General features: G+C 61.0%; 14 protein-coding genes. 10 read left to right on the top strand and 4 right to left on the bottom strand.

Translation table 11 applies throughout. The features are described 5' to 3' along the window. The first annotated feature begins 10 nt into the window (after positions 1–10). Genes CRO59_RS09900 through CRO59_RS09885 form a run of 4 tightly spaced genes read left to right on the top strand, consistent with a single transcriptional unit; the run spans position 11 to position 2,308 of the window. Complete coding sequence (locus CRO59_RS09900; protein ID WP_003225715.1) at positions 11–496, top strand: flavin reductase family protein; 486 nt, start codon at positions 11–13, stop codon at positions 494–496. Positions 497–542: 46 nt separating this feature from the next. Then, positions 543–932 (top strand): carboxymuconolactone decarboxylase family protein, encoded by a 390-nt coding sequence (locus CRO59_RS09895; RefSeq protein ID WP_007968634.1) that lies wholly within the window; start codon positions 543–545, stop codon positions 930–932. Positions 933–990: 58 nt separating this feature from the next. Further along, positions 991–1,743 carry a GntR family transcriptional regulator gene (locus CRO59_RS09890; protein ID WP_007968636.1) on the top strand — a complete coding sequence of 251 codons (753 nt, stop codon included), beginning with the start codon at positions 991–993 and terminating at the stop codon, positions 1,741–1,743. A 1-nt stretch (position 1,744) separates the two neighbouring features. Then, on the top strand, positions 1,745–2,308 hold the full coding sequence (locus CRO59_RS09885) for an NUDIX hydrolase (protein WP_095136393.1): 564 nt from the start codon (positions 1,745–1,747) through the stop codon (positions 2,306–2,308). A 123-nt stretch (positions 2,309–2,431) separates the two neighbouring features. Here the strand turns inward: CRO59_RS09885 and CRO59_RS09880 are convergent, their stop codons facing one another. Next, the gene (locus CRO59_RS09880) at positions 2,432–2,728 is read right to left on the bottom strand and encodes a DUF1330 domain-containing protein (RefSeq protein ID WP_097087134.1); all 297 of its coding nucleotides are present in this window, start codon (positions 2,726–2,728) and stop codon (positions 2,432–2,434) included. Positions 2,729–2,797: 69 nt separating this feature from the next. Between CRO59_RS09880 and ribBA the strand changes: the two genes are divergently transcribed. The 5 genes from ribBA (at position 2,798) to CRO59_RS09855 (ending at position 8,154) form a co-directional block, all read left to right on the top strand. Further along, positions 2,798–3,907: a bifunctional 3,4-dihydroxy-2-butanone-4-phosphate synthase/GTP cyclohydrolase II gene (gene ribBA / locus CRO59_RS09875; protein WP_041062555.1), complete on the top strand. Its 1,110-nt coding sequence runs from the start codon at positions 2,798–2,800 to the stop codon at positions 3,905–3,907. 322 nt (positions 3,908–4,229) lie between these two features. Further along, positions 4,230–5,255, top strand: a complete 1,026-nt coding sequence (locus tag CRO59_RS09870; RefSeq protein ID WP_097087132.1) for an ABC transporter substrate-binding protein — start codon at positions 4,230–4,232, stop codon at positions 5,253–5,255. Further along, complete coding sequence (locus CRO59_RS09865) at positions 5,252–6,166, top strand: ABC transporter permease (RefSeq protein ID WP_097087131.1); 915 nt, start codon at positions 5,252–5,254, stop codon at positions 6,164–6,166. The genes CRO59_RS09870 and CRO59_RS09865 overlap by 4 nt, the downstream gene beginning before the upstream one ends. A 6-nt stretch (positions 6,167–6,172) precedes the next feature. Beyond that, positions 6,173–6,982 (top strand): ABC transporter permease, encoded by an 810-nt coding sequence (locus CRO59_RS09860; RefSeq protein ID WP_025111627.1) that lies wholly within the window; start codon positions 6,173–6,175, stop codon positions 6,980–6,982. A 17-nt stretch (positions 6,983–6,999) separates the two neighbouring features. Further along, positions 7,000–8,154 (top strand): ABC transporter ATP-binding protein, encoded by a 1,155-nt coding sequence (locus tag CRO59_RS09855; protein ID WP_097087129.1) that lies wholly within the window; start codon positions 7,000–7,002, stop codon positions 8,152–8,154. A gap of 132 nt (positions 8,155–8,286) precedes the next feature. Here CRO59_RS09855 and map read toward each other — a convergent pair whose 3' ends face one another. Further along, positions 8,287–9,078: a type I methionyl aminopeptidase gene (gene map, locus CRO59_RS09850; RefSeq protein WP_097087127.1), complete on the bottom strand. Its 792-nt coding sequence runs from the start codon at positions 9,076–9,078 to the stop codon at positions 8,287–8,289. Next, a complete protein-coding gene (locus CRO59_RS09845; RefSeq protein WP_025111624.1) occupies positions 9,075–9,302 on the bottom strand; it encodes a ParD-like family protein in 228 nt (75 codons plus the stop codon). The genes map and CRO59_RS09845 overlap by 4 nt, the downstream gene beginning before the upstream one ends. Before the next feature lie 297 nt (positions 9,303–9,599). Between CRO59_RS09845 and CRO59_RS09840 the strand changes: the two genes are divergently transcribed. Beyond that, positions 9,600–10,535, top strand: a complete 936-nt coding sequence (locus tag CRO59_RS09840; RefSeq protein WP_097087126.1) for a Ppx/GppA family phosphatase — start codon at positions 9,600–9,602, stop codon at positions 10,533–10,535. A gap of 125 nt (positions 10,536–10,660) precedes the next feature. Here CRO59_RS09840 and metE read toward each other — a convergent pair whose 3' ends face one another. Then, a complete protein-coding gene (gene metE, locus CRO59_RS09835) occupies positions 10,661–12,949 on the bottom strand; it encodes a 5-methyltetrahydropteroyltriglutamate--homocysteine S-methyltransferase (protein WP_097087482.1) in 2,289 nt (762 codons plus the stop codon). Positions 12,950–13,067 lie beyond the last annotated feature (118 nt).

Here is a 13,067-nt window from a genome sequence, read left to right as displayed (position 1 = left end):
GTCCTGCGACATGATCGAACCCGGCATTTACAAAGACGTCATGAGCTCGTTTCCTTCCGGGGTCACGGTGGTCACCACCCTCGACCCGGAGGGCGCCATCGTCGGCATCACCGCCAGCGCCTTCAGTGCGCTGTCGATTGATCCGGCGCTGGTGCTGTTCTGCCCCAACTACGCTTCCGACACCTACCCGGTGCTGCGCGACAGCAAGAAGTTCGCGATCCATTTGCTGTCCGCCGACCAGACCGCCGAGGCCTACGCCTTCGCCGGTAAAGGCAAGGACAAGGCCAAGCACATCGAGTGGCATTTGAGCGAACTCGGTAACCCGATCCTCGCCAAGGCCACGGCGATCATCGAGTGCGAGTTGTGGCGTGAATACGACGGTGGTGATCACGCGATCATTGTCGGCGCGGTGAAGAACCTGATCCTGCCCGAGCAACCGGTGACACCGATGATTTATCACAAGGGCAAGCTCGGGCCGTTGCCAACCCTGGCCTGATTAACACACCCGCTCCCACAGGGGAAACAGGGTGACAGGAGGAATGATGAGTAACGAAAAGTACGAAAAAGGCCTGAAGATCCGCACCCAGGTGCTGGGCGAAGCCTATGTGCAGCGCTCGATTGAGAACGCCGACGACTTCACCCGCCCGCTGCAGGAAATGGTCACCGAATACTGCTGGGGCCATGTCTGGGGGCGCGAGGGTTTGTCGCTCAAGGAGCGCAGCATGATCAACCTGGCGATGATCTCGGCGCTCAACCGCCCGCACGAACTCAAGCTGCATGTGCGCGGCGCCTTGCGTAACGGCCTGAGTCGTGAGCAAATACGCGAAATTCTGCTTCAGGTCGGTATTTATTGCGGCGTCCCGGCAGCCGTGGACAGTTTCCGGCTCGCCCGTGAAGCCTTCGCCGAAGCCGACGCCGAGGCCTCCAGTTAACCCCTCGGCTGTTTAGATGCCCGTCTGGCATGGACAGCCAACTTAAAGAGCGGACCCCATGAAACGCCAGCCACTCGACGACAGCTTCAAGGTCAATCGCAACCCCGTTACCCTGCGCGAAATCGTGCTGGATAAACTGCGTAGCGCGATCATGAATTTCCAGCTCATGCCCGGTGATCGTCTGGTCGAACGCGATCTGTGCGATCGCCTCGGTGTCAGCCGCACATCGGTGCGCGAAGCCTTGCGTCACCTGGAGTCCGAGGGGCTGGTCGAGTTCGCCGATGCCAAAGGCCCACGGGTGGCGATCATTACTCTCGCCGATGCAGTCGACATCTACGAGCTGCGCTGCGTGCTCGAAGGTCTGATCGTCCAGCTGTTCACCCTGCGTGCCAAGGCCAAGGACATCAAGGCCCTGGAAAAAGCCCTCGACGAGAACCGCAAGGCGCTCAAGGACGGCGAGCTGCAACAGGTGATCGACTCGGTGCAGGGCTTCTACGACGTGCTGCTCGAAGGCTCGGGCAACCATGTCGCGGCCACGCAGCTCCGCCAGTTGCAGGCACGCATCAGCTACTTGCGGGCGACCTCGGTGTCCCAGGAAAACCGGCGCGGCGCCAGTAACCACGAGATGGAGAAAATGGTCGAGGCGATCAAGAGCGGCGATCCACTGGCGGCGCATCAGGCCTGCGTCGATCACGTACGCGCGGCCGCCGCCGTGGCCCTCGACTACCTCAAGCGCAAGCAGGAAGAGACCGGCGCCACGCCGAACATCACCCTGCCGATCGCGCTGAAAGAACCGCGTATAGGTCACTGACATGTTCAGCCCGAGCTTTTGCCCGAAATGCGGTGGCCCTGACCTCGGTCAGCAGGTACCGCCGGGCGATACGCACGAGCGCCTGATGTGCCGCGGTTGCGGCTACATCCACTACGTCAATCCGAAAATCATCGCCGGCTGCATCATCGAGCAGGACGGCAAATACCTCTTGTGCCAACGGGCGATCCCCCCGCGCCCGGGCACCTGGACGCTGCCGGCCGGCTTCATGGAAAGCGGCGAGACCACCGAGCAGGCGGCGCTGCGCGAAGTCTGGGAAGAAAGCGGCGTGCGCGCGGAAATCGTCTCGCCGTATTCGATCTTCAGCGTGCCGAAGATCAGCGAGGTGTACATCATCTTCCGCGCGATCGCGCTGGAGATCACCGGGCAGTTCGGCCCTGAGACCATGGACTACAAGTTCTTCGCCCCCGAAGACATCCCGTGGGAGCAGATCTATTACCCGGCGATCCGGCAAATTCTCGAGCGTTACATCGAGGAGCGTCAGGCCGGGGTGTATGGGATCTACATGGGCAATGATGACAGCGGGAAGATCCACTTTATCCGCTAAAAATCACCGCCCCCCCTGTGGGAGCGGGCTTGCTCGCGAAGGCGGTGTGTCAGTCGATAGAAATGTTGAATGAACGACCGCTTTCGCGAGCAGGCTCGCTCCCACAGTGTTTAGCGGTGTTGCTTAAAGTGGAGCGATGCCTTCTACGATGACGATCTCCGCCCTCGCCCATTCCTCGCGATAACGTTTCGCCTCCTGATACGTCGCCGAGTGGTAGCACCCCACGGCCTTCTCATAGCTCTCGAACTCGATCACCACGCTACGCTGAGGAGTAGCTCTGCCCTCGAGCGCTTCGCTGCGTCCGCCCCGGGCCAGAAATTTCGCGCCGAACGCGGCGAAGGCTGCCGGTGCGCGCTGGGTGTATTGGCTGTAGTGCTCGGCATCGTCGACATCCACGTGGGCAATCCAGTACGCCTTCATAGTGACCTCTTTGTTGAATTTGTATTATGGTATACCAATATTATTTGCAACCAACCCTGAGAGTCCAGCATGGCCTTCAACAGCATCGAAGAAATCCTCGAAGATTATCGCCTCGGCAAAATGGTCCTGCTGGTCGATGACGAAGACCGAGAAAACGAGGGCGACCTGCTGCTGGCCGCCGACTGCTGCACACCCGAGGCGATCAGCTTCATGGCGCGTGAGGCGCGCGGGCTGATTTGCCTGACACTGACTGACGAGCACTGCCAGCGCCTGGGCCTTGAGCAAATGGTGCCGAGCAACGGCAGCGTGTTCAGTACCGCGTTTACCGTGTCGATTGAAGCGGCGGTCGGGGTCACCACTGGCATTTCTGCAGCTGACCGCGCCCGCACGGTCGCGGCCGCTGTGGCCAAAGACGCCCGCGCCGAAGACTTGGTGCAGCCTGGGCACATCTTCCCGCTGCGCGCCAAGGAAGGCGGCGTGCTGACCCGCGCCGGCCACACCGAAGCCGGCTGCGACCTCGCCCGCCTCGCCGGTTTCACCCCAGCCTCGGTGATCGTCGAGGTGATGAACGACGACGGCACCATGGCCCGCCGCCCGGATCTGGAAGTGTTCGCGCGCAAGCACGGGATCAGAATCGGCACCATCGCCGACCTGATCCACTATCGCCTGAGCACCGAGCACACCATCGAACGCATTGGCGAGCGTGAGTTGCCGACGGTGCACGGCACTTTTCGTCTGATCACCTTTGAAGACCGCATCGAGGGTGGCGTGCACATGGCGATGGTGATGGGCGATCTGCGTCGCGAAGAGCCGACGCTGGTGCGTGTGCATGTGATTGATCCGCTGCGTGATCTGGTCGGCGCCGAGTACAGCGGGCCAAGCAACTGGACGCTGTGGGCGGCGTTGCAACGGGTCGCGGCGGAAGGTCATGGGGTTGTGGTGGTGTTGGCCAATCATGAATCGTCGCAGGCGCTGCTCGAGCGCGTGCCGCAACTGACCCAGCCGCCGCGGCAGTTCAGCCGCTCGCAATCACGGATTTATTCGGAGGTGGGTACCGGGGCGCAGATTCTGCAGAACCTGGGGGTGGGCAAGCTGCGCCACTTGGGTCCGCCGCTGAAGTATGCAGGGTTGACCGGGTATGACCTGGAAGTGGTCGAGAGCATCCCCTTCAGCGAATAACCCCGGGTAAAACCACGTTCCACTGTGGGAGGGGGCTTGCTCCCGAAGGCGGCGTATCAGTCGACATCAATGTTGAATGACCCAACGCATTCGCGAGCAAGCCCGCTCCCACAATGGGTTTTGCGTTTCAGGCCGATTTCCTCGAACTACAAAAAAGGAGTGGCGCCAGATAACCGGTAAGGCAAAGTGCTTGCACAAAGTTTGGAATACCATAATATGATATTCCATAGACCGAGCGACCTGAAAAACCGTCCGGCTACTGCTCCCGACAGGCGGGCAACAACGCAAGCCCGCTCAAAAACACAACAATGAGGGCGTAAAAATGGTGTTGAACAAAGCTGCAACCGCAATCCTTTTTGCGGGACTGCTGAGCGTGACCGGCCAGGCTGCAATGGCCGCCGAAAGCGTGAACTTCGTCAGCTGGGGCGGTAGCACCCAGGATGCGCAGAAACAGGCCTGGGCCGATCCGTTCAGCAAGGCCAGCGGCATCACCGTGGTGCAGGACGGCCCGACCGACTACGGCAAACTCAAGGCCATGGTCGAGAGCGGCAACGTGCAATGGGACGTGGTCGATGTCGAAGCCGACTTTGCCCTGCGCGCCGCTTCCGAGGGCCTGCTCGAACCCCTCGATTTCAAAGTCATCCAGCGCGACAAGATCGACCCGCGCTTCGTCAGCGATCACGGCGTCGGCTCGTTCTTCTTCTCCTTCGTTCTCGGCTACAACGAGGGCAAGCTCGGCGCCAACAAGCCGCAAGACTGGAGCGCCCTGTTCGACACCAAGACCTACCCCGGCAAACGCGCCCTGTACAAATGGCCCAGCCCCGGCGTGCTCGAACTGGCGCTGCTGGCCGACGGCGTAGCGCCTGACAAGCTCTACCCGCTGGATCTGGATCGCGCCTTCAAGAAACTCGACACCATCAAGAAAGACATCGTCTGGTGGGGCGGCGGCGCGCAGTCGCAACAACTGCTGGCCTCCGGTGAAGCGAGCATGGGCCAGTTCTGGAACGGCCGGATTCATGCCCTGCAAGAAGATGGCGCACCCGTCGGTGTGAGCTGGAAACAGAACCTGGTCATGGCCGACATTCTGGTGATTCCAAAGGGTTCGAAAAACAAGGACGCGGCGATGAAGTTTCTGGCCAACGCCAGCAGTGCCAAAGGCCAGGCCGACTTCTCCAACCTGACCGCCTACGCCCCGGTCAACGTCGACAGCGTGGCGCGCCTGGACTCGGTGCTGGCCCCGAACCTGCCGACGGCTTACGCCAAGGATCAGATCACTCTTGATTTCGCGTACTGGGCCAAGAACGGTCAAGCCATCGCGACACGGTGGAACGAATGGCTGGTCAAATGAAAATGGCGGCTGCTGCGCCTCGTCCTGCAACGGTGACCGGGAGCGCCACCGGCGCTACCGGCTCGACCCACACCTTCAGACAACGCTGGAAAGGTGCCGGCAACCTGGTCCCGGCACTGCTGTTCCTCGGCCTGTTCTTTCTCGCGCCGTTGATTGGCCTGCTGTTGCGCGGCGTGCTCGAACCGACCCCGGGCCTTGGCAACTATGAACAACTGTTCGCCAACTCGGCGTATGCGCGGGTGCTGCTCAACACCTTCTCGGTGGCCGGGCTGGTGACGATTTTCAGCCTGTTGCTGGGCTTTCCGCTGGCTTGGGCGATCACGTTGGTGCCGCGCGGCTGGGGCCGCTGGATCCTCAATATCGTGCTGCTATCGATGTGGACCAGCCTGCTCGCCCGCACCTATTCGTGGCTGGTGCTGCTGCAAGCTTCGGGGGTGATCAACAAGGCGCTGATGGCGCTGGGCATCATCGATCAGCCGCTGGAAATGGTGCACAACCTGACCGGCGTGGTGATCGGCATGAGCTACATCATGATCCCGTTCATCGTGCTGCCGTTGCAGGCGACCATGCAGGCCATCGACCCGATGATCCTGCAGGCCGGCTCGATCTGCGGCGCCAGCCCGTGGACCAACTTCTTCCGGGTGTTCCTGCCGCTGTGCCGGCCGGGTCTGGCCTCCGGTGGTTTGATGGTGTTCGTGATGTCGCTCGGGTACTACGTCACCCCGGCGCTGCTGGGTGGGGCGCAGAACATGATGCTGCCGGAGTTCATCATTCAGCAGGTGCAATCGTTCCTCAACTGGGGCCTGGCCAGTGCCGGCGCCGCGTTGCTGATCGCGATCACCCTGGTGCTGTTCTACTTCTACCTGAAGCTTCAGCCGGAATCCCCGGTTGGCGCCAGCAACGCGAGGTAAGCCGAGATGCTCCTGACTCCCAATGCCATGAGCCGGCGGATGCGTTTCGGCTTGTATGCAACCACCGGACTGATCGGTTTGTTCCTGCTGTTGCCGATCGTGTTCATCGTCCTGCTGTCGTTCGGCTCGTCGCAGTGGCTGGTGTTCCCACCGCCGGGCTGGACGCTGAAATGGTACGGCCAGTTCTTCTCCAACGCCGACTGGATGAACGCTGCGGCGGCCAGCCTCAAGGTTGCCGTGCTGACCACGATTTGCGCCGTGGCCCTCGGTCTGCCAACCGCGTTTGCTCTGGTGCGCGGGCGCTTCCCCGGTCGGGAAATGCTCTACGGCCTGTTCACCCTGCCGATGATCGTGCCGCTGGTGATCATCGCCGTGGCGGTGTACGCGCTGTTTCTCAAGCTCGGTTACACCGGGACCATGTTTGCGTTTGTGGTCAGCCATGTGATCGTCGCGCTGCCGTTCACCATCATCTCGATCATCAACTCGCTGAAGCTGTTCGATCAGTCGATTGAAGACGCGGCGGTGATCTGCGGCGCCTCACGCCTGCAAGCGGTGTTCAAGGTGACGTTCCCGGCGATCCGTCCGGGTATGGTTGCCGGCGCCCTCTTCGCCTTTCTGGTTTCGTGGGACGAAGTGGTGCTCAGCGTGATGATGGCCAGCCCGACCCTGCAAACCCTTCCCGTGAAAATGTGGACCACTTTGCGCCAGGACCTGACCCCGGTGATCGCCGTCGCTTCGACGCTGCTGATCGGCCTGTCGGTATTGGTCATGGTGATCGCCGCCGCGCTGCGCCGGCGCAACGAAATCAGCGCCTGAGCGCCCAGGAGTACGACATGAGTGCCGTGATCAAAGACGCATCCCAGCAGAACGACAAACCCCTGGTCAGCCTGCGCAATCTGAACAAGCACTACGGTGACTTTGCCGCCGTCGACAACATCTCGCTGGACATCAAGGACGGCGAGTTCCTGACCTTCCTCGGCTCCAGCGGCTCGGGCAAAAGCACCACGCTGTCGATGCTCGCCGGGTTCGAAACCCCGAGCTGCGGCGAGATCCTGGTCAACGGTCAGTCGCTGGTCAACGTGCCGCCGCACAAGCGCGACATTGGCATGGTGTTCCAGCGCTATTCGCTGTTCCCGCATCTGTCGGTGCGCGACAACATCGCCTTTCCGCTGGCGATCCGCAAACTCGCCGCCGCCGAACGTGACAAGCGTGTCGATGCGATGTTGAAACTGGTGCAGCTCGAACAATTCGCCCATCGCCGCCCTTCGCAACTCTCTGGCGGGCAACAGCAACGCGTCGCCATCGCCCGGGCGCTGGTCTACGAGCCACGCATTCTGCTGATGGACGAACCGCTCGGTGCGCTGGATAAAAAACTGCGTGAAGACTTGCAGGATGAACTGCGCCAGCTGCATCGACGCCTGGGCATCACCATCGTCTACGTGACCCACGATCAGGAAGAAGCCATGCGCCTGTCGCAGCGCATCGCGATTTTCAGTCACGGCAAGATTGTTGGTTTGGGCAGCGGTTATGACCTTTATCAGAATCCGCCGAATGCGTTTGTCGCGTCGTTCCTCGGCAACTCGAACTTCCTCAAGCTCAAGGCCCAAGGCAACGCGGCGGCGAGTTTCGAGGGGCAGTCGTTGTCGATTCGCCTGACTGCTGGCTTGCACACCGAGCAGGATGTGCTGCTGATGGTGCGGCCGGAAAAAGCTGTGGCGCTGAGCGTGCAGCAGGCGAGCGATGGGCCGTTGGCCGCTGGTTGGAATGAAGTGTCGGCCAAGGTCGTGGAGGTGCTGTTTCTCGGCGAAAGCCAGACGTGCAGCGTGGTCACTTCGGGCGGTACTTCAATGACGGTGAAAGCGCTGTCGGCGGCGGGCATGCCGCTCAAGGCTGGCGATTCGGTGCGAGTGCGCTGGGCGACGGCGGACGCCTGCGTCTACACCGAATGGGCTGAAAGCGACCTCAACAAAGCGGCCGGTTCTCACTGAGGATCTCGGCAGCACCGCAAATCCCCCTGTGGGAGCGGGCTTGCTCGCGAAGGCGACGTGTCAGTCACTGTTTATGTTGATTGACACACCGCATTCGCGAGCAAGCCCGCTCCCACAGGGGTCTGGTGGTGTTCAGGCGATCGGGGTGAAACCTTCCACTGCGTCCGGCCACGCCGTGAGAATTTCGAAGCCGGTTTCGGTCACCGCGACCATATGCTCCCACTGCGCCGACAGCGAGCCATCCTTGGTCAGCACCGTCCAGCCGTCCGGCATGTTCTTCACATGGCGCTTGCCGGCATTGAGCATCGGCTCGACGGTGAAGATCATCCCCGCCTTGAGCTTCATGCCCTGATTGGGAAAACCGTAATGCAGGATCTGCGGTTCATCGTGATACACCTTGCCAATGCCATGCCCGCAGTATTCACGCACCACACTGAAACCTTCTTTCTCCGCCAGGCTCTGGATCGCATGGCCGATGTCACCCAGCGTCGCGCCCGGACGCACCATGCGGATGCCCGCACACATCGCGTCGTAGGTGGTCTTGATCAGGTGTTGTGCTTCAGGCGTCGCCTCGCCGACCACGTACATGCGGCTGGTGTCGCCGAACCAGCCATCCTTGATCACCGCGATGTCGAGGTTGACGATGTCGCCATCCTTCAGCGGCGTGCCCGACGGGATGCCGTGGCACACCACGTCGTTGACCGAGGCGCAGACGGTTTTCGGGAAACCGTGATAACCGACGTTGGCCGGAATCGCTTTCTGCACGTTGACGATGTAGTCGTTGCACAACCGATCCAGCTCATCTGTCGTCACCCCGGCCTTCACATGCGGCACCAGCATCGCCAGTACTTCGGCGGCGAGTTTGCCCGCCGCGCGCGACTTCGCGATTTCCTCGGGGGTATTGATCTTGATCTGATTTCTCATGCGCTGACGGCTTCCTGAGTCAGTTGATGCAGATCCAGCCCGCCGTTCTGTTCGGCGCGGATCAGCAAGCGGCAAATGGCGCTGTGGTCGAGGTTGGGGTGCAGCTCGGCGAGCATGCCGATGCGCATCCAGTGCTCGGCCTGCGCGTTGATCGAGCGGCTGAGCGCGGTGCTGGAGATGCGCAGGTTCTCGTGCATGTCTTCTGAAATCTTTACGATGCCCATATCCAAATCCGATACGAAGTGTATATGGATCGTATATTAGCCAAGGGACGCTCACGATTGCAAACCTTGCGCACGGCTTGCCAAATCGCGGGCAAAAAAAAGCTGCCCAAAGAGGCAGCAAAAACTTTAAGAACACGCGATGTGTTGGGGTCAGGATAGTCGCCGGATAATGACAGTGTCATGACAGCCAACAATTCACTGAACCGCCCCTGCCCCGTCATCAGGATGTCATCAAGCGCATCGCAGAATCCTCGCAAACCGTCTTGAGCATTCGACGGATGTTTCGCAGGGATTCCCATGAAAGAAGACGCATCGCTGTTTGCCGCCATCGACCTGGGCTCGAATGCGTTTCGCCTGATGATCGGCCAGTCGGTTCGCAGTCGAAAAGGCTTCATGATTCAGGAAGTCAAAACCCTGCGTGAACCGGTGCGGCTGGCCGAAGGCTTCGACGGCGGTGCACTGGACGAAATGGCGCTGGATCGTGGCTGGCAGGCGCTGGCGCGGTTCGGCAAGAAACTGCGCGGCTTCGAGGCCGGCAAGGTGCGGGCCGTGGCGACCAGCGCGGTGCGCGAGGCCGACAATGCGCAGTTGTTTCTGCACAGTGCCGAACGCCATCTGGGTTTTCGCATCGACGTCATCTCCGGCCATGAAGAGGCGCAACTGGTGTATGCCGGCGTCGCTCATACCCTGCCGGGGGCGGAGGACATGCGGCTGGTGGTCGACATCGGTGGTGGTTCCACCGAGCTGATTCTCGGCCAGGGGTCGCAACCGCTGCTCACCGAAAGCATCGCCATCGGCAGCGGCAGCCTGGGCGCACGCTATTTCCCTGACGGGCGCATTGCTCCCGGCGCACTGCAAGAAGCCGAACGCGTGGCGATCCTGCAATTCGAAAAAGTCGCCCGCCGCTATCGCGCGCAGGGCTGGCAGCAGACTATTGGCTCGTCGGGCACGGCGCGGATGCTGGCGAAAGTGCTCAAGGCCAATCGGCTCAATGACTTCGGCCAGGACGGCATTACCTATGGCGGACTGTTGCGTTTGTCGCTGTTGCTGCTGAAGGTGAAGAACGTTCAGCAATTGAAGCTGGCAGGCTTGCAGCCGCATCGCCAGAGCATTTTGCCCGGCGGTTTGGTATTGATGCTGGCGGCGTTCAAGGCATTCGGGATTTCGCAGATGGCGCCGTCGGAACCGGGGCTGCGCCTCGGTGTACTGCACGGTTTGATGAGCCGTCACTGACACCCTACACACTCCAATGTGGGAGCGGGCTTGCTCGCGAAGGCGGAGTGTCAGTCGAAAATTATTTAACTGACACTCCGCTTTCGCGAGCAAGCCCGCTCCCACAGGGTTTTTGGGTTGTCTTCTCAGGCCAGTTCTTTGCGCAACTGGCGGGCGGCGGTGACCATGTGTACCAACGCCGCTTCAGTCTCCGGCCAGCCACGGGTTTTCAGACCACAGTCCGGGTTGACCCACAACCGCTCGGCCGGAATTCGCTGCGCCGCCTTGCGCAGCAAGTTGGCCATTTCCGAGGCATCTGGCACTCGCGGCGAGTGGATGTCGTAGACGCCCGGACCGATCTCGTTCGGGTAGGCAAAGGCTTCGAAAGCGTCGAGCAACTCCATGTCCGAGCGCGAGGTTTCGATGGTGATCACGTCGGCATCCATCGCCGCGATGGCTTCGATCACATCGTTGAACTCGCTGTAGCACATATGCGTGTGGATCTGCGTTTCGTCACGCACACCCGATGCGCACAAACGGAAAACTTCGGTGGCCCAGTCCAGATAGTGCTGCCACTGCGCGCGGCGCAGCGGCAGACCTTCGCGGAATGCGGCTTCGTCGATCTGAACGATCCTGATCCCGGCGGCTTCCAGGTCCACCACTTCGTCACGGAGCGCCAGCGCCAGTTGCCGCGCCTGCACCTCACGGGACACGTCTTCGCGCGGGAACGACCACATCAGCATAGTCACCGGGCCGGTCAGCATGCCTTTCATGACCTTGTCGGTCAGGCCTTGCGCGTAGCGGATCCAGTCCACGGTCATGGCTTGCGGACGACTCAGATCACCGAAGATCACCGCCGGTTTCACACAACGCGAACCGTAGCTCTGCACCCAGCCGAAACGGGTGAACACGTAGCCATCGAGTTGCTCGGCGAAGTACTCGACCATGTCGTTGCGCTCGGCTTCACCGTGCACCAGCACGTCGAGGCCCAGTTGCTCCTGGATCTCCACCGCATGGCGGATTTCGCTGTACATGGCTTCGGTGTATTCAGCTTCGCTCAACTTGCCCTGCTTGAATGACTGACGCGCCAGACGGATCGACGCGGTCTGCGGGAACGAGCCGATAGTGGTGGTCGGGAACAGCGGCAGATCGAGGCCGGCGCGCTGCTTGGCGATGCGCTGGGTAAACGGCGATTGGCGCTGGCTGTCCTGCGCGGTAATGGCCGCCACACGGGCCTGCACTGCCGGTTTGTGAATACGTGGCGAGGCGGCGCGGCTGGTCTGTACCGAGCGACTTTGGGTCAAGGCGCGGAGCACGTTCGGCGCTTCCGGCTCGTTGACCGCCTGCGCCAGCACGGCGACTTCCTCGCACTTCTGCACGGCAAACGCCAACCAGCTTTTCAGCTCGGCATCGAGTTGGTCTTCGCGGTTCAGATCCACCGGGCTGTGCAGCAGCGAGCACGATGGCGCGACCCACAGCCGATCCCCCAGACGTTCATGCGCGTGCTGCAAAGTCGCCAGCGCGTTTTCCAGATCGCAGCGCCAGACATTGCGGCCGTTGACCACACCCAGCGACAGCACTTTGTAGGCCGGCAGGCGATCAAGGATGGTCGGGTACTGTTCCGCTGCGCGCACCAGATCGATGTGCAGACCATCGACTGGCAGATTGGCGGCCAGCCCGAGGTTTTCTTCCAGACCACCGAAGTAAGTGGCGAGCAGTTTCTTCAGCGGATCACGCTTGATCTGGTTGTAGGCACGCTCGAAAGCATTCTTCCACTCCTGCGGCAAGTCGAGCACCAGAATCGGCTCGTCGATCTGCACCCATTCCACACCGAGTGCGGCCAGCCGGGCGAAGATCTGCCCGTACAGCGGCAGCAGGCGATCAAGCAATTCCAGCTTGTCGAACTCGGCACCTTTGGCCTTGCCCAGCCACAGATAAGTCAGGGGGCCGATGATCACCGGTTTGACGTTATGCCCCAGTGCGCGGGCTTCTTCGACTTCTTCGAACAACTGTTCCCAGCCGAGCTGGAACTGCTGATCAACGCTGAATTCCGGGACCAGGTAGTGGTAGTTGGTGTCGAACCACTTGGTCATTTCCTGCGCATGCGCACCGCCACAGCAACTGTCGCTGACGCCACGGGCCATGCTGAACAGGGTCTGCAGGCTGGCTTTGCCGTCATGTGGACGGAAACGCTCGGGAATCACGCCGAACATCAGCGAGTGGGTCAGGACCTGGTCGTACCAGGCGAAATCGCCCACCGGCAGCAGCTCGATGCCGGCGTTCTTCTGCAAGTCCCAGTGGGCCTTGCGTAATTCACGACCCACTTCACGCAGGCCGGCCTCGTTCAGTTCTCCTTTCCAGAACGCCTCTTGCGCTTTTTTCAGTTCGCGGTCGCGACCAATGCGCGGAAATCCGAGGGAATGGGCCAGTGCCATGACAAACAACTCCAATGTCTTGTTGATGGCGGCCATTGTCAGGATCAGCCTCTAGTGAGACAAACTCATTTTAATCTTGATGATCACGAGTTTCTCTCATGATCAGATGTGAGCTGTT

The organism is Pseudomonas sp. LAMO17WK12:I5 (genome assembly GCF_900215165.1).
Classification (GTDB): Bacteria; Pseudomonadota; Gammaproteobacteria; order Pseudomonadales; family Pseudomonadaceae; genus Aquipseudomonas; species Aquipseudomonas putida_A.
Note: the sequence above shows the minus strand (reverse complement) of the source record. Positions and strands in the feature narration are given on the sequence as shown.